An 18343-nucleotide genomic window follows, 5' to 3' on the forward strand; every position below is an offset into this window, starting at 1 on the left:
TTGTCCATATTGCACAATTGTATATAAGATATAGTATAACAATAGTGTCCGTTCAGCTAATACCAATTCCCACTGCACAATAAACGGATAGATAACAATGGAAAAAAAGCCATACTATTGCCTTTCTTTCTCACTCCACAATTAAATAACTCTACAATATCGCTTATTTGATTCACTAATAATGAGAATTGGTATAACTTTGCTATTTTTCTCTCTAGATTCTTGCAAAGTTCTACAAGATTAACCACATTACCTCACGGTTTCTCTATGATTATTTTTTTAGATTACTTGTTTACCTTATTTGCCGTTCTCCTGAACGAATATACATAAGCTATAAAAACTATCTAATAGCTACCCAAAACCCTTATTTCCCACTCAAGTTCAACATTAAATTTATCCTTTACTGCATCTTTTACTTTGTTGCCAAGGTTTTCCAAGTCAGATGCAGTTGCATTATCGTAATTGAGCAAGAAGTTACAATGTTTCTTAGAGATTCTAGCTCCACCAATATTTAACCTTAGGCAGCCAGATTTATCAATTAACTCCCATGCTCGGTAGTTTTTTGGATTTTTGAATATGCACCCAGCAGTTTTTCCTCTTATTGGCTGGCTTTTATTTTTCCTCTCAATAACTTCCTTTAACCTTTGCAGTATAAGCTCATACTCTGAGTTTACTCCTTTAAACTCAGCTTCAACAAAAATCCAATTTCCTTTTAGGCTATGTCCACGGTAAAAATACCCCATTTCTTCGCTGGAGAACTCATATAGGTTTCCATCCTCTAGATTCACTGCTTTTATGGATTGTACAACACTTGCGATATCACTACCATATGCACCTGCATTCATTTCTATTCCGCCACCAACTGTTCCTGGAATTCCAACTAGAAACTCCAACCCACTAATCTGCTGATTTCCCGCAAAGTGAGCAAGGTTGCTGAGCAGCACAGCTCCCCCAGCTACAATAGAGTTGTTACCCTTACTTTTAATATATGCAAACTCCTTACCTAATTTTACTGTTATTCCTCGAATGCCACTATCTCGCACTATTATGTTGGATGTTGCACCAATAACGCTAACTGGCAGTTCAGTATTTTTAATCAAGTATGTTAAATCTTCAATATCACATGGTTTAAATAATACATCAGCTCGTCCACCAACATTTAACCACGTCGCTTTAGACATTAAGACATCATAACGATAGATTCCACGTACTTTAGGTAAGCTTATAAGCATTTTGATTTCAACTCTAATCCTGCATCCATACCCATTTTCTCCGCATCTTCTATAAATGAAGTGCGCTCAGTGAAGTATATATTTTTTCCACTTGCTAACATACAACGAAGGTGTAGCATATTTTCGCTCACATATTCAGCCAAAGCTGCAAGTGGTGTAAAACATGAACCATTCACTGTCTTCATAAAACTGCGCTCTGATTTCACTCCTATAAAAGACATATTATTATTAATTTTCTCTAAAAGATCGATAATTTTTACATCATTCCTTCTACATTGAATACAAACCGCCCCCTGCCCCACTGCACTTAACATAACTTTTGGTGGCAATACCTCTGTAATCAAGTGATGTTTTTCTAATCTTATGAGTCCTGCTTCAGCTAGAATTATTCCATCAAAACTTTGATTTTGCAATCTGGTTGTTACATTTCCACGTAGCGGTACTATATTTAAATCTGGTCTAACATTTAACAACTGAACTTTTCTTCTTATTGAAGAAGTGGCAATAGTAGCCTGCTGTGGCAAAGACTCAAGGCTATTGTGTTTATGAGAAATAAACGCATCACATGAACTTAGCCTTTCTAAAACACAAGGAATTGTTAAACCCCCTGAGAAAAACGCAGGCATATCTTTTAGCGAATGAACTGCCATGTCTATATTATTTTCGAGCAATTCAGTCTCAATTTCTTTAATGAATAATCCTTTGCCTCCTATTTCAGCAAGATTTGCGTTTGCATACTTATCTCCAGAAGTTTTTATTTTAACAATTTCAATAGATAAGTTAGGAAAAGAATCCAGCAACTTTTGTTTTGCTTCCAAAGCCTGGGCAACTGCAAGCTTGCTTCCTCTGGTACCTATTTTGACTAGCATGTGTACGATTGTTTGTCTGATGTCATTCAAGTAGCTGACTACTTGGATCCAGTTTATATAAACCTTTGCATTTATTGTACTTTAACTTAAAACCAAAAGCAACTTTGACTTTACAAAATAATAACCTTTTATATGCATAAATAAGCTTACTGGATTCTAGTACTTGCATGACAAGGTATAAACCTTATCGTCATACCACCGCGAACCGTCATACCGTCACGGTATCTCTAGATCCCGCTAACACGTAGCGGGATGACGAATTATTTAACCGTCATACCGCGATTCATTCGCGGTATCTCTAGATCCCGCTAACAAGCAGCGGGATGACGGTTGTCGTTTAGCTATAAATATTAAAAAATTTACCAAGCGAAAAAAAAGGCAAAAGAAGCCCCGTGGTGGTTGGCTATTTACTATGTACTAAAATATCGGCGTTTTTTTTATTCTAAAACGCTTGATTAAGAGCGATTTAGCTGCTTTTAACTTGCAACTAACCTACACCGCAAGTGTTTAAGAAATTTACTAAGCAGGAAAAAAGGCAAAGAAACCCCGTAGTAGCTAGCATTCAAATTCTCCCTTGTCAATTTGACGTTTTTTGCTGTCTTAAACGCTTTGTAAGCGCGTTTCGGCTTATATAGGTAAAAACCTAAAAATTTTTAAAGACATGCGATGCACGTAGTGCGAAAAATTAAACATGAGACGCCAAATACCCTAAGTTTTTTGTCATTAACCTGCACAGATTGCGAAGATAAATAAATAGCTTCAGTTTCATGATAGGGGGGATGGCAAAGCTTGTCAAGGAATTTTTATGGCCTAGCGTCACGTGCTGGAATGACATTTGGGAATATGTTATCCGTTTGTCACTTCTAAATGATAAGAGCCTCAATGAATTTATTAGTTTATTACATGTCTCTTTTCATGTATAAATCTATAGAAAGTTTTATACGGAAGTTGTTTTATGAGCAAAATTATAGAAATCAGAGCACCAAAAACTCTTGGTGGTGAATCAGTTACAGAAGGTATAGTAAAAATAAAGAAGGGTATTGGAGAAGCAGTAAAAGTAGATGACTTGATCTTTGAAATTGAAACTGACAAAACAGCACTCGAATTAACTGCAGAAGCTTCAGGGCAAATAACTGAATTTCTTATAAAAGAAGATGATGTAATAAGTCCTGATCAATTGTTAGCAAAGCTTTCCATGGGAGAAGTAAAAGAGGAAGCGAGAAAAGAAGATAAAAGCGAAAGTGCTGCTAAAAAAGATGCTCCATCAGCTCGTAAAATTATGGAAGAAAATGCAATCAGTGCAGAAAGCGTCAAAGGAACTGGCATGGGAGGCAGAATAACAAAAGCAGATGTGATAGGCCATATGAACAAAGCTGAACAACCTGCAATAAAACAATATGAATTGCCAAAAAGTGTAGTAAATGGAGAGCAAAGAGAGGAACGAGTAAAAATGAGCAAAATAAGGCAAGTAATTGCCGCTCGTTTGAAAGCATCGCAAAATACTGCTGCAATACTGACCACGTTCAATGAAATTGACATGAAGAATGTCATGGATCTAAGAGCAAAATATAAGGACGCCTTTGAAAAAAAATATGGAATAAAACTTGGTTTTATGTCGTTTTTTATAAAGGCAGCGGTGCAAGCATTGAAAGAAATTGCTGAAATTAACGCTGAAATCTCAGGCGATGAAATCATATATAAACATTACTATGACGTAGGTGTTGCTGTTGGCACCGATAAAGGTCTTGTTGTACCAGTTATTCGGAGTGCCGATCAGATGTCATTTGCAGAAATTGAGTTGACTTTAGTTGCTCTTGGCAAAAAAGCTCGTGAGGGTAAATTACAAGTATCAGAAATGGAAGGTGCAACATTTACCATCTCAAACGGTGGAGTATACGGTTCACTTCTTTCCACTCCGATAATAAACCCTCCGCAATCTGGAATACTTGGAATGCATTCAATACAAAACAGGCCAGTTGCTGTTGGTAATGCAGTAGAAATCAGACCTATGATGTACATTGCTCTCTCTTACGATCACAGAATAGTTGACGGCAAAGGAGCAGTAACTTTCCTCGTTAAAATAAAAAATTATATAGAAGATCCAAATAGATTAGTTTTGGAAGTGTAGCTCAAATGAATTGTTGTTAATCCAGTATTGCTAAAAACCTAAATGTCATCTAGTTCTGCCAGCAGTTTAGCAACTTCCGGATGATCAGGGCCATAATGTTTCTCAAAAATAGGCAAGGCCTGTTCAAGCAATTCCTCTTGTTTCTTGTGATCGCCCAAAGCGCCATAGGCAATACCAAGATTTGCCAGTAGTTTGGCAACTTGAACATGACCAGAGCCATAATGTTTCTCAAAAATAGGTAAAGCTCGTTCAAACAACTCTTTTGCTTTCTGATGATCGCCAAAAGTGCCATAAACGATACCGAGGGTTGCCAGTAATTTAACAACTTCAAAATGGTCGAGGCCGTAATGTTTCTTTCGAATTGCTAGAGCCTGTTCAAGCAACTCTTTTGCCTTCTGGGGATTACCTAAAACCCTATAAGAATTACCGAGGTTTGCCAGTGTTCCAGCAACTTCAAAATGGTCAGGCCTGTAATGTTTCTTTTTGATTGCTAAAGCCCGTTCAAGTAACTCCTTTTGTTTTTTATAGTCACCTAAATCCACATGAGAGATACCAAGGTTTGTCAGAGTAATAGCGACTTCAAAATGATCAGAGTTGTAATATTTTTCTTTAATTGTTAAGGCCTGTTCAAGCAGCTCCTTTTCTTTCTGAGGATCACCCAAAGCACCATAAGCGATACCAAGGTTTGCTAGTAGTTTAGCAACTTCAAAATGATCATAGCCATAATATTCCTTAAAGATAGGTAAAGCCCGTTCAAGCAACTCTTTTTCTTCCTGAGGATCACCTAAAGCCCTATACGCGGTGCCTAAACTTATTAGTGTTCTAGCAACCTCAGGATGACCAGTGCCATAATGTTTCTCAAAAGTAAGTAAAGCTCGCACAAGTAAAGCCTTTTGTTTCTGAGGATCACCTAAAGCACCATAAACGTTACCTAAGTTTGCCAGTGTTCTAGCAACTTCAGAGTGATCGGAACCACAATGTTTCTCTTGAATTGCTAAAGCTCGTTCAAGCAATTCCTTTTGTTTCTTATAATTGCCTAAATACCCGTAAGCGTTACCTAGGTTTGCCAGCAGTTTAGCAACTTCGAAATGATCAGGGCTATAATGTGTCTTCAAGATAGGTAAAGCCCGTTCAAGCAACTCTTTTTCTTTCTGAGGATCACCTAAAGCACCATAAGCAATGCCAAGGTTTGCTAATGTAATAGCAGCTTGAAAATGATCAGAGCCATAATGTTTCTTGATGATAGGTAAAACCCGTTCAAGCGACTTCTTTTGTCTTCTAGGATCTAAATCAAAATATCCATCGCCTATCCATATTAACAAATTTACAAGATAATCCTTTTCTATTGTTTGTTTTTCTGAAGGATTTTTTGTTAGCCAATTATCTACATGTGATAAGAACGCTTCTAAATGCGGCAATAATTGTCGTTTCTTAGCATAATCTTCTAATTTATCACTGCCGTAAGGAAAGCTTTCTTCCAGTAACTCAAAAGTCTTTTTCACAACTTTGTCTTTGCCTTGTTTTTCTAACTCTATTCTTGTTACTTGCTGTACTAACCTGTGGATATTGACTGAGCTTTGCTCTTCTCCTGAGTTGATCATTGAATATTGTTTAAGTAGTTGGATAGCATCACCTAACTTTTCTTCATTGCGTTCTACCCCTAAAAACATTTTTGCAGGAATGTTGTCAGGAGCAATATAGGCAATGATATCCAAGATTTCTTTGGCTTGCTGACCATACTCTGGGTTATCTTTGATTTTATCAATAGTAATTCTCCAGGTTATAAAAGTTGTCTTGGTGTAGCTATTGTCGCTGTCTTTAGGAAACTTAAAATCAAGTAATTTTTCTGCTTCCTCTTTGTATCTCTTTAAATAATCACTAATTTCAAACTTCAAGCCTACATTCTTTAATGCTATATCCCTTTCTTTTATGTATGCAACTGCCTGCTGCAAAGCTAAAGGAAAATGCTGTAATGTTTCTGCCAAATTCTTTATTTCATTTTCTTGTGAACCATCTTTTATACCTAATGCTTTTCTAATAAAGTCTATTGATTCTGGTTCAGTAAATGCACCCAATGTTAATGATTTTATATCTCCCCATTTCTGATTACGAGAGGTAATCAAAACACTAGGTTTATTATCATCAGATGATAAAAAGTGGGACGGTAAGAATTGACTAATACCAGCATCTTGACCTTCACTTCTATATTCTTCTGCATTATCGAAAACAAAGAGACTTTTTCTCTTGGCGAAAAAAGCGTATATGTCTCTTACAATAGATTCAATATCCCTATCTTCTGTAGGAATGCCTAAAGGATCTCTAGCTAACCTGAGAAAAGACTGCACCATGGTTTCATGGGTTTCAGCTTTTATCCATATAATATTGTTGTCATAATCTTTACTGTGTTCTTCAATATATTTTTTGGCCAGCTCAGTCTTACCTATTCCTCCCAACCCACTAATAGAAACCAGTTGCGATATTACTGTGGCTACACCTTGACTTTTTTGTATTAATTTGTGTAGTTCTCGTAATTCTTCTGTCCTTCCAGTGAACGATCCTACTGGATTTCTCACCTCAAATCGAAAGCCTCCTAAGATTTCTTCTTTCATCTTGCGAAAGAATTCTCTTCCGTCTTCATGTGTAAGAAAACGTCTCCCTTTTTCTTTCAACCAATCTAGCATTTTTTCTTGGAAGCGAGCGTAAACATTCTGTCTATCAATATCATTAAATTGCTCGCCTAGCTCACTTTTGATAATATCCGCTAGTTTTATTTCATTGGGCTGATTTACTGCAAATACTAACTTATCAAAAAATTCTTTTATATTGTCTTCCAACCTACCTTCATTCATCATTCGTCCAAATTCACGTTGCCACGTCTGATTTCTTTCCAATTTCCTTTTTGAGTTCTGATCTGGCTTGTTTTGGAGTTTTTTTATCTCCTCTTCTAATTCTTCCATCGCTTCTTCTACAGCACTTTCAAATGCTGGTTGCACTACTGAAATCATGTTATTGTGAATATAAGAGAACTTATATCTAGTGCCACCATCTTTAAAAAAGACATCACTAGTGTCGATTACTTCAACTAAAATTTCTATTTCCTCGTTTGGTCCTAAAGTTTTTACCCTCAACTTCTTCACTGTGTTTCGTGCTGTGCTTTGATCCAGATCAAAATCGATATTAGTACAGATAATAAAATCTTTCAGGTTACCATCTGCAAAATCTTGATTATTTTTGATCTTTAGGTAAGAAACAAAATACTTTGCTAATCCAAACTCACCACTTTTATCTTTTGTAAGTAAGTTCCCTACTCCAATTTTCTTGTTATCTTCATCTTGTGTGTGTTTAGCCTGCAAAAAACGGTATACTTTCTTACTACCTTGGGTACATTCAAATACTAAATCATCGAATTTTCTGGCCTCTTCTATTTCTGTACCTAAGCGAAAAGAGTGCTGATAGAGCACTCCTCGATGCAAAAATAGCATCAATACCTTTAGCTGGTAGATATTACCGTGCATAACTAGTTACCTCATACAGGCTGCTATAAATTTGTTTGATCTAGAATTAAAGATTACCAAACACCTAAAATAATGCAATAGAGTCTTTATGTGTTGATAGAAAGGCCTTCGAGGGTAGGAATTGCCTGGCAAACTCTTAATTCTTGATTTAAAAAAGACTTTCCAAAGACTCCCCAAATCTAATATGTAATTGCTGTAGGCTGCATTTAGTAATATAATCTCATATTAAATAAGACTTTACTTAAGTTTATGCTAGATTCTCCGCTAATTTTGACAGCCATTCTTATATTTTTCATTTTTACGTTGTCATTCTTTTTTATAAGAAAGATATTTGGGTCAACAAATAAGAAGATAATAAAATCCTTTAGGAAAATTGTTCAGCAAATAAATGCATTAGAAACAGAAATGCAGAGTTTATCTGATGAGGAGCTTGCTGGTAAAACTGAAGAATTCAAACAAGAATTGAAAAATGGGAAAACGTTAAATGATCTTCTCGTACCTGCATTTGCAGTTGTGCGTGAAGCCTCTCGAAGGTTTCTTAACATGAGGCACTTTGATGTTCAACTGATTGGTGGAATGGTGCTCCACAATGGTATGATATCAGAAATGAAAACAGGAGAGGGAAAGACACTCGTTGCAACTTTAGCAGCATATCTAAATTCCTTAGAAGGGAAAGGCGTACACGTCGTAACTGTTAATGACTACCTTGCAAAACGAGACACAGAGTGGATGAGCAAATTATATAATTCTCTTGGGGTTTCTGTTGCGTTTATTACGAATAACTTGACAGACGAAGAGAGGAAAGAGGCTTACAGTGCAGATATCGTGTATTCCACAAATAACGAGCTTGCCTTTGATTACCTGCGAGACAATATGAAATTTTCTCAAGAAGACATGGTTCAGAGAGGCTTTCACTACGGAATAGTTGATGAAGTGGACTCAATACTCATTGATGAAGCTCGCACTCCGCTTATTATTTCTGGCCCGGTTGAGGAAAACAATCAGATATATAAGCATATCAATAAAATAGTAACCAAATTAGTTGACTCCGATTATGAAGTAGATGAAAAAGGTAGAACGGTATTCTTGACTGAAGATGGTATTTCACGAGTGGAGGAACTACTAAGGTCATACAATCTCATTCCTGAAAATTCCTCGCTCTATGATACTGACAGCATGATAATGACTCATTATATAGACCAAGCATTACGTGCATATAAGCTGTTTACTGCTGATAAAGATTATATAGTAAAGGATGGCAAGGTAGTGATTATTGATGAATTTACTGGGCGTATGATGGAGGGCAGGAGATATTCCGATGGTCTTCATCAGGCACTTGAAGCGAAGGAGAATCTTGAAATTCAGCATGAAAACCAAACTTTAGCATCGGTCACATTTCAGAATTACTTTCGTATGTACAATAAACTTTCCGGAATGACGGGAACAGCAGCAACAGAGGCAGAAGAGTTTCGTGATATATACAGATTAAATGTAGTAAAAATTCCAACCAATGTACCTGTAAAAAGAGTTGATATTGATGATGAAATTTACGGTACAGAAAAGGAAAAATTTAATGCTGTGTTGAAGTTTATAGAAGAATGCTACAAACGCCTTCAACCGGTCCTTGTTGGCACGGTGAGCATCGAAAACTCTGAGAAGCTTTCTGCGCTTTTGCAAAGCCATTCTCTTAAGCATTCAGTATTGAATGCTCGTTATCATGAACAAGAGGCGTACATAATAGCGCAAGCTGGGGTGCCAGGTAGTATCACTATAGCAACTAACATGGCAGGGCGTGGAACTGATATTCAACTCGGTGGAAATGCTGAAATGATCGCAAAGGTAGAGCTAAAGAAGATAAAAAATGCTGATGAAAGAGAAAAAAAATACCAAGAAATAGTTGAAAGAGTAAAAAAAGATAAGGAAATTGCTATAAAAGCTGGTGGTTTATGTGTGGTTGGAACCGAAAGACATGAAAGCAGGAGAATAGATGATCAATTACGCGGCCGTTCTGGTCGTCAGGGGGATCCTGGACTTTCTAAGTTCTTTTTATCGCTCGAAGATGACCTAATGAGAATATTTGGCTCTGATAGAATGAGAAGCTTTTTACAAAAAGTAGGGTTAAAGAATAACGAAGCTATTCATCATCCATGGATCAATAAGGCACTCGAGAAAGCGCAAAAGAAAGTTGAAGCTAGAAACTATGACGTGCGGAAATCTCTACTTAAGTTTGATGACGTAATCAATAACCAACGTAAAGTTATTTTTAAACAGAGAAACAATATCTTAGGCAACGAAATTAATGATTTACTTGAAGTATATAGCGAAGTAAATGAGAGCGTAGTAGAAGGTATAATCCAAAGTGGCTATTATGAGGATTATATTGAAAATATAGTCAAAGAATTCCATACAAGGTATGGAATAACGCTTGATAAAGAAGACTTGGCAAAGTTTTTGAATAAACAAGAAGCTTTGAATTATATAAATGATAAGATACAAGGATTTTTTACTGAGAAAGAAAAATATTTCAACAGTCAGCACACTACAGATTTGTGGAATACGATCGTAAAGCAAATGATGATAATGACACTTGATCATTTATGGAGGGAACACCTTTCAGTTCTAGAGAGCCTAAGACAAAGCATAAGCTTACGTGCTATGGGGCAGAAAGATCCACTGAATGAATTTAAACGCGAAGCTTTCTTGATGTTTGAGTCAATGCTTGAAAAATGGAAGGAACTCACCATTCACCGCTTAGCACACTTTAAGTTGGCAGACAACCAAGAGATAGGCAATAGGTTACATTCTGCTAGAAATAGCAGACTTCCCAAAGTCTCAAGAAACGACAAATGTCCTTGCAACTCCGGAAAGAAATACAAACACTGCCATGGTGCGGTTACTGTGGTGAGCTAATAATTATGGTTATACAGTTTGTTTATTTCCATCAACATTACTGCATCTAACCTCACTTAGCTTACTGTTTAATGAGTGCTCTGATGACTTATACGCAGCCCCATAGGAAATTCCACCAACTATCAGTGCAGATGCTACAGTAATTCCAATTATTGCTAGTGCAGGTAATGCAGTAGCGTAAACGAGTGCTAATGGAGTAACAATGGCAGCTAATATACCCACAGCAACTCCTGCTGTTATAGCTTTAGATCTATGAATAAATGATGGATCTGCACCATCATTTAGTAGAAGTTTTGCTAGCTTTGGGTATCCACGCTGAACAGCGTAGTGTAAAGGAGTTCTTCCTCCTCGATCTTGTATATTAAGGAGAGTAGACCAGTGGAACTTCCCCACCAGTCTCTCGCAAAACTGTACGTAAACCTCTTGATTTATACAGCTTCCATTATTCAGCCTTTTGGCCTAACCCTAGTGTCCAGTGATAGAAAATATCCGGAGACCTCTTTCTCACCTTTCCTAGAAATTGTCTTGCTAGTCTTCCGTGACTCCTGAGTCTCTTATATTTCCTTTTCACCCACTTTTCTAGATGCCGCTCTATATTCTTTAGAGATTTGTATACTTCAGTTCTGTAAAATTTGCCATAGTACTGATACCAGCCTCTGACTATTGGATTTACTTTTCCTGACATCTCCTCTAATGTTATATGCGTATTTCGTAGCATTTTCCATGACCTTATGGTTGTAGTAATCTTTTTCTTGGCCTTGTTGCTAATTGCTGGGAGAAATGAGACAAAATATTTCCCTATTTTATTTCTTGCTAACCTGGGTCTGAATGTGTAACCCAGAAAATCAAAACTTTGTTTAGGAAATCCACCACTCCTATTGTCATCCTTACAGTACACTATCTGTGTCTTTTCAGGATGTAATTTCAACTTATACTCAGCCAATCTTTCTTCGATCATTACTTTCACAAACTCTGCCTGTTTCTCTGTTCTGCAGTGCACTATCGCATCATCCACATACCTCTCAAATGGTACCGTCGGGTAGTTCTTTTTCATCCATATATCAAACACATGATGCATGAATATATTAGAGATGATTGGGCTAACTGAACCTCCTTGCGGAACTCCTTTATCCCTAACTACCTTACTGCCATCTGCTTGCTGAATGGGGGCTTTCATCCACCTCTCAACATACAGTATGACCCATTTGCAGTCTGTGTGCTTTTTGATAGCTTGCAATGCCAAGCCGTGGTCCAAATTGTCGAAAAATCCAGATATATCAAGATCTATCGTCCAATCGTACCTCCAGCATCTTTTACGAGCTGTATCTACCGCATCCAGTGCAGACTTATTTGGTCTATAACCATATGAATCCTCATGAAATTTTGGTTCTACCAGCGGCTCTAGATACATAGCAGCAGCCGTTTGCCCTATCCTGTCGAATACTGAAGGAACACATAAAATTCTTTGCCCTCCTGTATCTTTTGGTATCGCAACAGCTTTTACCGGCTCTGGAAAATAACTTCCGGATGACATCCTATTCCATAGTTTGTACAGATTATCTTTTAGATTTTCTTCAACCTTTGTTATCGAAACCTCATCCACACCAGCAGCACCTTTATTTTTCGATACTTGTTTATAAGCTCTCCAAATAAGTTGCTTTGATATATCAAAAGACTTTGTTTTACTCATTAACTCCTCCCTTTCGGTTGATAAATCATTAAAACTAAATAACTCAGCCCCTTCTCTCGATTTCCATTACAGAAACTTCTTCACTACTACGAGCTGATCCGCCCCTGTTTTTCGCATCGGTACTCTCATCCTTAGAGTTTAGCTCCTTGGATTTCTCCCTTATCATCGAAACGACAGGTTCCCGTAGTTCCACACAATAGCCTGAAATGGATTCATGCCACCTTTATGCCGGACGCCATCTATCCAGTAAACAAGCTCCCGATAGATTTATCCCAGGTTACAAACGACCCCCTGGTTTTGACGTCATTTAAAAGGTTTCGACACTTCATCAGTGGTTCACTTTCGTTCATCTCTCTATTCCTTACATGACATATAATTATGCCTTTTCCATAACGCTCACTACCTTGGCTCTTTACCAAAGCAGCTTATGGTTGTTTGAAGCCTGCTCTTGTAAACCGGCTCCGAGGGACCTACCCTCATCTACTGTGCAGCTTTTGCACTTAGTTTGCTCTTACTTGAACATTCTTTGTATCTCTACGGCACACCATTTGCTCCTGACTTTATCAATTCTCTCACGGTTTCTATGCGTTTCTCCGTTACCGCTAGGTGCAGTGCTGTGTATCCTTTCACATCTGCTGCATTCACATTCACTCCTTTTTCAACTAACAACTTCACTGTTTTTACCTCTACTGCATAATGCAGAGCTGTTCTTTCCTTTTCGTCTCTTGCATAAATATTTTTATATGAGTTCTCTAATAATTCTTTTGCTGATTTATTAAATTTGCCAAGCTTTAACATAATCCACCTCACCTTTTCTTTGACCTTTTTTTTAAGCTTTCCTTCTCACCACCTCATCTATCATTTCGTTCACTTGGTTCATTATTTTGTTTGCTAAATTTTGACATTCTTTCTTTATTAGCGATTTGTCTCTCTTCCTTATTTCTCCTATTTCTATTATTTTTAGCTCCGGCATGTAGCTTCCATTCAACATGTCTGCTATTTCTCCTACTAGCCCCTCTATTCCATAGCACGTCAGTTCTCTACTTTTTGTTATTCCACCTTTTTCTCTTAAAAATTTACTTGCCTTTTCACTCTCTTCTCTATCACACAAAGAATACTTTTCACTTTCCCAGATATAGTACATTGGTGTTGCACCGTACTTATTCAGTTGATTAACTTCAGCTCCCGCTTTTACTAGCTCTTTTATTATTTCAACTTTTGCTCCTCCTATTTTGCACGCAGAGTGGAGTGGCGTACATCCACTGACATATTGAGTGGCATTTACTTCTGCTCCCGACCTTAGCAGCACTTTTACATTTTCTAAACTCTTTGCGAATACTGCACAGTGTAGAGGTGTATAACCATTTTTATCTCTTGCATTTACCTCTGCTCCTTTTTTTATTAATAATCTCACTGTTTTGTAATCAGAGATTTCTACTGCTTGATGCAAGATCGTCTCTCCTTCTTCATTTCTTTTATTAATGTCTTTAAATCCGTTACTTGATACTTCTTTAAAAAACTTACTCTTGCTAAAACTCATTTCATACCTCACAAAATTAGCTTTTCTAGCGTTAGATAAATTTCTTATGTTTACCTGCTGCTATTCAAGTCATGTCCTTTTTAGCATAAGAAAGCAAGTCTTTTTCTTTTTATTTCATACACTTTTACCTATTATTAATATAATATATGAGGATCTAAATATAAGTATTTAACTTATTACACATATTGCTTGACTATCTTTCCAACTTCTGTGCAAATGTCGATGTTCGTGCCACTTCAGTACTCCCGGGTAAAATACTAAAATGTAATTTTCTAATTCGTATATTGAGTCTTTTTGCTCTAAATCTAATTCACTTTCAAAATGAATATTGTGCTCTGCTATACCAAATCTTATAACTTTTTGATTGGTAAAATCTTCTACCTTGTAATGGTGAGTAACGCTAAACCTTTCTAAAATTGGCTTGTGTTTTAAATTCCAATATTGCCCTGAAAGTTTATCGCTTCCCAATACAAATTTATTTCCTCTTTCCTCTACACTACCAACTGGAAAACATGCGTTTATTTCTCCTAAATTCCAACTGTTGTCTGATAAGACTATCTGTGCTTTTGCAAACTTTATTTCTGGCAATAAGCTCTGTGGTAATGGATGTAGTGCTTTTAAGTTATACCACTGATGATTTCTTTCATAGATGCCTTTGTAATCCTTCGTGTGAGGCTCTGTTTCCCCAAGCACTGCTACATCTAACCGATATATGTCATTACTAAATGCTTGCTCATAATGGTTACGTAGATAACTCTCTATAACCTTAATTGATTCACCACTAAACCTGAAAAAATTTACTCTTCCAAACGATAATACTGGTCCATCTTTTTCAATTTTTATCCCTGAGTAATCCGATAACAAACTTCCAAAAAAGCTTTCATCTAAAATAAATCTGCTAACATTATAGTGATTATTGAAAATCCTCATTAGCCGCGATCTTGCTGGTAGTGACAATTTTGCTAGCTCTACTACTGCATCTACAAAAAAGTCATTAGGTACATCTTTTATTCCTATCTGTAATTCAAAAAAGTGCTTGCCAGGTGGTTCTTCGATAATTGTAATGTCTTCTATATTTGCCCATTTTAGCGCTATTTTTAGTGATGCGGGTGTTCCTCTCAGTCTTTGAAATTTTACTCCTTCTACTACGGCTTTTCTTCTATCTTTTACCCAGCGCAGTATTCCTTCTAAGCCATATTCTTCTATTATCCACGGCAATGTTTCTTCTTTAAGACTAAACTTAAATCCTTTTTGGATATCAACCTTATAATCTGTTGCATCTACTAGCGCTTTTTCCTGTTTTGTTGCATTTGGTGGCAATAACATTACTCAACCTTTAAATTTCTCAAATTTGCACATTCATTTCCCATAATCACAACATCTTCTTTTGGCTCGATTAATTCTACGTTTTCTACACCCTCTACAAATAGGTTTGCTATTATCCAAGATCTTGTCACACTCCACCCTAATCTTTTTGCTAATTCAAACTTCTTAATAAGCTGCTTCTTGATTTCCTCCTTCGATATTATAGGACTTATGCTCATTCTGCTGTGAATATCTATTTCCATAATATTGCAGCCAATTACTGTTATCGTATCGGTTAAAACCCTTATATCATCTCTAGTAACCTGCTTTTTTACAATTTCAAGTAGTTCTTCTGACACCATGCCAGTTGTTGTTGATAAGATTGAAATTTGTACTTTCCCTGGTATAGGTGATTCTACTAATGCATCTTTTACTCTACTATCTGCCGACAGTGCATGATAACGATAATACTCTTTGCTTCCTCCTGTTGACCACCCCTTTATTTTTGCTTTAATTCTTTTTCTAAATCGTTCGTCCTCTTCTTCTTTCTGCCTCTCCACTCCATAAAACTCAGCTAAATTATCAAGATCTTCTCCTTTCGCAAATTTTAGTAAATTGCTCTTTACTGATTCATTTATTCTTTGTCTTAGTAACAATTCCCTCCATGCTGCAACTTCCAAAACCTTCATCGCTGGGTCACTTTCAACTAATGCTGTAAAACTTGCGTCTCGATTTATTAACTCTTCCTTCATTCTCGAAAAGATTTCCTCATAGCTTAGTTTTTCAATAATATTAGATGTCTGCATTTCTAAACAACTATTCCGCTAATATTTATGAACTTGCCTTCTGGAAGATAGACACCTTCTAAATTCAATGTTACTCTCCCTTCTTTTACTCCTTCAATTTTTACTTTTTCTAACTTAAATCTCCTCTCAAATTTCCCCAGTGCTTCTGCTGTTGCTGCATATATCTCAAGTGTTAAATCTCTATTTATCGGTTTATCAACTAATTCAAATAATCTTGAACCATAATCTCTCCTCATTACTCTGCTATTAATAGGGGTAGTTAAAATATCTACGACAGATTTCTTTAAGTGCTCTATTCCTTCTAACGCTTTTCCTGTTTTAGCATCCATACCCTTCATTTCTATTTTTCAAAAAAGACGCTTTCACTGCCTTTTACTACTTTAAACCCACATGAAACTATATCTCCTACTCTTCCTACACCATAACCATTTGCAAACACTGTTTTTGATCCTTGAATCATTACTTTTCCTTCACTAAAACTGTCTCCTTGTCTACATATTGACTTACCGTTTACAAAAACATTATTACTGCCGCTAATGCAGAAATGTGGTATAGCTTCTCCACAGTAGTCTCCTAACCTCACTATTCCTTTGTTCAATTTAAGTCGATCCTTTCTGCTTTCAGTTTTATTCCACTTTTTGTCATTTCTATACTCGATTCCCCAGCTTTCAGTGTTATTTTATCTACTACTTCAATCTCTAAATGATGCTTCTCTTTATCATATGTAAACTTCGTCCCATCTTGAAACTTTATACTATTTATTTCTTTTTTATTTTCTAGTGCAGGGTACTTTTCCTGATATATTCCTGGTAATACTACTCCTAATGATAGTTCACCAAGAGGAGAAAATACCACAACTTGTTCATCGATATCTGGCGGAGACCAATCTCTATCTTTTCCTGCTTTGCTTGTTATCCATGGCAACCAATCTGTTAAAAATTCGCCTATTTTAACTCTTACTTTTGCTTTTTCATAATCTACTTCTTTTACAAGCCCTATTCGTACAATGTTTGCTAATTTTCTTTGCAGCTCTGAAATAGCAAAATTACTCTCTAACATTTTCTCCTATTGTAATCGTATGTGGCTTAATCTTATTTTCTGTCCATATCGATTTACCTAAATGAAGCTGATGACTCCATTCAACCAACCACACTAAATACGCATCCAATTCTGGCCTAAAATCATCTCCTCCTCCTGACATAAATTCTCCTGGTGAAACATTTTTCACGTTCCAAGTATTTTTATTTACTACTCTTGCTACTTCTGCTGCTAATGACCTTACAACTAACGAGGAATACTCGACTGTTCCATCAACTACAATTCTCGCTTCAAATCTTGCTTTCAGCGCTAATTCCTCTGTTCCAGGATCATGTCCTTTTTCAAAGCCACTAAGTTCCACAAATACTGCCGGCGCTAATAATTCTTTTCTTATCGATGGATAAATTTCACACGTTTGAATTGCTGGTACTTCTTCCTTTAATTTATTGCAGATTGCGTTATGCAAATCTTTAAAATTCATATATTTTCTGTAATATCACGTTCAAAAAATTTTGTAAAGACTTTCTCAATCTCATAATTAACAAAATCTCTTATTACTTTTGATGCTTCTGGTTTCAATGGCAACTTAACTTCCTTTATTGGCAATGCTGCCCTTCCTTCACGTTTAAACATACCGCTATTTCCTTTTGGCATCACTGCTGCAAATCCTCCTATAAACTCATGCTTTCCTACTTTCGATCCTCTTCTTGTTTTTTGTATTTTGCCAATTGTCGATGCTCTAATGTCATAGAGATTTGCTCTAATTAACACGTCTAATCTGCTAATTTTCGCCTTAAAAATCCTTAATCTCTTTCTTATCAAACTTAATTTTATTCTCTTTTCCTCACTAATTTCCTTAGCTGCTTTTGATTTTAGCCATATTGCTGTTTTGTTTAATGCACTCACTGTCGCTTTTTCCACTTTTTTCCTTTCAGCATCTATACTTTGTATAATACTACCGGTGTTAATACGCATTTATACTCCTGACGCTCGAATTTTCCATACCATTCCTGAATTATCTTGCAGCGGTGGAGAATATACTGTATATTTACGGTCACCTATAACAAAAATATCTCCTGCAATTGGCTGCAGTACATCAAACGCACTTACTTCTAACGCTAAAGTTTCTTCCACAAATTGTCCTTCACCAATCTCGTATAATTTATCTGGCTGTTGCTTTAATACTTGTACCATGTATGACTTATCCTTTGATTTATACAAAGCCACTTCTCCTAAATGGGAAAAACAATCTTCCAATAATCGCTTAATATTCTCTTGCATATTTCTTTTTGATATACTAACCTTTACAT

Annotated in this window: 17 protein-coding genes and 1 pseudogene; 2 read left to right on the plus strand and 16 right to left on the minus strand. The window is 36.4% G+C overall.

The window, feature by feature from the left end; all coding sequences use genetic code 11:
* Nucleotides 1-344: 344 nt before the first annotated feature.
* Together murB and hemC are read right to left on the minus strand one after the other, a co-directional pair.
* Complete coding sequence (gene murB, locus ACJZL3_RS02965) at nucleotides 345-1232, minus strand: UDP-N-acetylmuramate dehydrogenase (protein WP_010082163.1); 888 nt, start codon at nucleotides 1230-1232, stop codon at nucleotides 345-347.
* The gene (gene hemC / locus ACJZL3_RS02970) at nucleotides 1223-2101 is read right to left on the minus strand and encodes a hydroxymethylbilane synthase (protein WP_010962666.1); all 879 of its coding nucleotides are present in this window, start codon (nucleotides 2099-2101) and stop codon (nucleotides 1223-1225) included. Before hemC ends, murB begins: the two co-directional genes overlap by 10 nt.
* A 955-nt stretch (nucleotides 2102-3056) precedes the next feature.
* Here hemC and odhB point away from each other — a divergent pair.
* Nucleotides 3057-4229: a 2-oxoglutarate dehydrogenase complex dihydrolipoyllysine-residue succinyltransferase gene (gene odhB / locus ACJZL3_RS02975; protein ID WP_419198926.1), complete on the plus strand. Its 1173-nt coding sequence runs from the start codon at nucleotides 3057-3059 to the stop codon at nucleotides 4227-4229.
* Nucleotides 4230-4267: 38 nt separating this feature from the next.
* On the opposite strand, the gene ACJZL3_RS02980 is transcribed toward odhB, so the two are convergent.
* Nucleotides 4268-7744 (minus strand): tetratricopeptide repeat protein, encoded by a 3477-nt coding sequence (locus ACJZL3_RS02980; RefSeq protein ID WP_419198927.1) that lies wholly within the window; start codon nucleotides 7742-7744, stop codon nucleotides 4268-4270.
* Nucleotides 7745-7993: 249 nt separating this feature from the next.
* Between ACJZL3_RS02980 and secA the strand changes: the two genes are divergently transcribed.
* Nucleotides 7994-10654, plus strand: coding sequence for a preprotein translocase subunit SecA (secA, locus tag ACJZL3_RS02985; protein WP_419198928.1), 2661 nt, complete (start codon nucleotides 7994-7996; stop codon nucleotides 10652-10654).
* Nucleotides 10655-10663: 9 nt separating this feature from the next.
* On the opposite strand, the gene ACJZL3_RS02990 is transcribed toward secA, so the two are convergent.
* The 13 genes and pseudogenes from ACJZL3_RS02990 to ACJZL3_RS03050 form a co-directional block, all read right to left on the minus strand.
* Nucleotides 10664-11047: an ankyrin repeat domain-containing protein gene (locus ACJZL3_RS02990; protein WP_419198929.1), complete on the minus strand. Its 384-nt coding sequence runs from the start codon at nucleotides 11045-11047 to the stop codon at nucleotides 10664-10666.
* A gap of 49 nt (nucleotides 11048-11096) precedes the next feature.
* Nucleotides 11097-12344, minus strand: a complete 1248-nt coding sequence (gene ltrA / locus ACJZL3_RS02995; protein ID WP_419198601.1) for a group II intron reverse transcriptase/maturase — start codon at nucleotides 12342-12344, stop codon at nucleotides 11097-11099.
* A gap of 43 nt (nucleotides 12345-12387) precedes the next feature.
* Entirely contained in the window at nucleotides 12388-12510 is a 123-nt protein-coding gene (locus ACJZL3_RS03000; RefSeq protein WP_419198602.1) for a hypothetical protein, read from the minus strand.
* 380 nt (nucleotides 12511-12890) lie between these two features.
* A pseudogene (locus ACJZL3_RS03005) lies at nucleotides 12891-13142 on the minus strand (ankyrin repeat domain-containing protein); the annotation flags it as partial.
* A 31-nt stretch (nucleotides 13143-13173) separates the two neighbouring features.
* A complete protein-coding gene (locus ACJZL3_RS03010; RefSeq protein WP_419198930.1) occupies nucleotides 13174-13884 on the minus strand; it encodes an ankyrin repeat domain-containing protein in 711 nt (236 codons plus the stop codon).
* Nucleotides 13885-14052: 168 nt separating this feature from the next.
* Nucleotides 14053-15210, minus strand: coding sequence for a phage tail protein (locus ACJZL3_RS03015; protein WP_419198931.1), 1158 nt, complete (start codon nucleotides 15208-15210; stop codon nucleotides 14053-14055).
* Nucleotides 15210-15995, minus strand: a complete 786-nt coding sequence (locus tag ACJZL3_RS03020) for a baseplate assembly protein (protein ID WP_419198932.1) — start codon at nucleotides 15993-15995, stop codon at nucleotides 15210-15212. Before ACJZL3_RS03020 ends, ACJZL3_RS03015 begins: the two co-directional genes overlap by 1 nt.
* 2 nt (nucleotides 15996-15997) lie before the next feature.
* Complete coding sequence (locus ACJZL3_RS03025) at nucleotides 15998-16333, minus strand: GPW/gp25 family protein (RefSeq protein WP_419198933.1); 336 nt, start codon at nucleotides 16331-16333, stop codon at nucleotides 15998-16000.
* 2 nt (nucleotides 16334-16335) lie between these two features.
* Nucleotides 16336-16593, minus strand: coding sequence for a PAAR domain-containing protein (locus tag ACJZL3_RS03030; RefSeq protein WP_419198934.1), 258 nt, complete (start codon nucleotides 16591-16593; stop codon nucleotides 16336-16338).
* The gene (locus ACJZL3_RS03035; protein ID WP_419198935.1) at nucleotides 16590-17054 is read right to left on the minus strand and encodes a phage baseplate assembly protein V; all 465 of its coding nucleotides are present in this window, start codon (nucleotides 17052-17054) and stop codon (nucleotides 16590-16592) included. Before ACJZL3_RS03035 ends, ACJZL3_RS03030 begins: the two co-directional genes overlap by 4 nt.
* The gene (locus tag ACJZL3_RS03040; protein ID WP_419198936.1) at nucleotides 17041-17514 is read right to left on the minus strand and encodes a hypothetical protein; all 474 of its coding nucleotides are present in this window, start codon (nucleotides 17512-17514) and stop codon (nucleotides 17041-17043) included. The genes ACJZL3_RS03035 and ACJZL3_RS03040 overlap by 14 nt, the downstream gene beginning before the upstream one ends.
* A complete protein-coding gene (locus ACJZL3_RS03045) occupies nucleotides 17511-18008 on the minus strand; it encodes a phage tail protein (protein WP_419198937.1) in 498 nt (165 codons plus the stop codon). The genes ACJZL3_RS03040 and ACJZL3_RS03045 overlap by 4 nt, the downstream gene beginning before the upstream one ends.
* The gene (locus tag ACJZL3_RS03050; protein WP_419198938.1) at nucleotides 18009-18314 is read right to left on the minus strand and encodes a head-tail joining protein; all 306 of its coding nucleotides are present in this window, start codon (nucleotides 18312-18314) and stop codon (nucleotides 18009-18011) included.
* Between the last annotated feature and the right edge of the window lie 29 nt (nucleotides 18315-18343).

The organism is Wolbachia endosymbiont of Rhagoletis cingulata (genome assembly GCF_048537655.1).
Taxonomy (GTDB): Bacteria; Pseudomonadota; Alphaproteobacteria; order Rickettsiales; family Anaplasmataceae; genus Wolbachia; species Wolbachia pipientis.

Coding starts and splice junctions, on each gene's coding strand:
- ACJZL3_RS03050 (WP_419198938.1), bottom strand. CDS start 18,314: ATGCAAGAGAATATTAAGCGATTATTGGAAGATTGTTTTTCCCATTTA.
- ACJZL3_RS03035 (WP_419198935.1), bottom strand. CDS start 17,054: ATGTTAGAGAGTAATTTTGCTATTTCAGAGCTGCAAAGAAAATTAGCA.
- ACJZL3_RS03000 (WP_419198602.1), bottom strand. CDS start 12,510: ATGATAAGGGAGAAATCCAAGGAGCTAAACTCTAAGGATGAGAGTACC.
- ACJZL3_RS03025 (WP_419198933.1), bottom strand. CDS start 16,333: ATGAAGGGTATGGATGCTAAAACAGGAAAAGCGTTAGAAGGAATAGAG.
- murB (WP_010082163.1), bottom strand. CDS start 1,232: ATGCTTATAAGCTTACCTAAAGTACGTGGAATCTATCGTTATGATGTC.
- ACJZL3_RS03015 (WP_419198931.1), bottom strand. CDS start 15,210: ATGTTATTGCCACCAAATGCAACAAAACAGGAAAAAGCGCTAGTAGAT.
- secA (WP_419198928.1), top strand. CDS start 7,994: ATGCTAGATTCTCCGCTAATTTTGACAGCCATTCTTATATTTTTCATT.
- hemC (WP_010962666.1), bottom strand. CDS start 2,101: ATGCTAGTCAAAATAGGTACCAGAGGAAGCAAGCTTGCAGTTGCCCAG.
- ACJZL3_RS03045 (WP_419198937.1), bottom strand. CDS start 18,008: ATGCGTATTAACACCGGTAGTATTATACAAAGTATAGATGCTGAAAGG.
- ACJZL3_RS03040 (WP_419198936.1), bottom strand. CDS start 17,514: ATGAATTTTAAAGATTTGCATAACGCAATCTGCAATAAATTAAAGGAA.
- odhB (WP_419198926.1), top strand. CDS start 3,057: ATGAGCAAAATTATAGAAATCAGAGCACCAAAAACTCTTGGTGGTGAA.
- ACJZL3_RS02980 (WP_419198927.1), bottom strand. CDS start 7,744: ATGCACGGTAATATCTACCAGCTAAAGGTATTGATGCTATTTTTGCAT.
- ACJZL3_RS03020 (WP_419198932.1), bottom strand. CDS start 15,995: ATGCAGACATCTAATATTATTGAAAAACTAAGCTATGAGGAAATCTTT.
- ltrA (WP_419198601.1), bottom strand. CDS start 12,344: ATGAGTAAAACAAAGTCTTTTGATATATCAAAGCAACTTATTTGGAGA.
- ACJZL3_RS03010 (WP_419198930.1), bottom strand. CDS start 13,884: ATGAGTTTTAGCAAGAGTAAGTTTTTTAAAGAAGTATCAAGTAACGGA.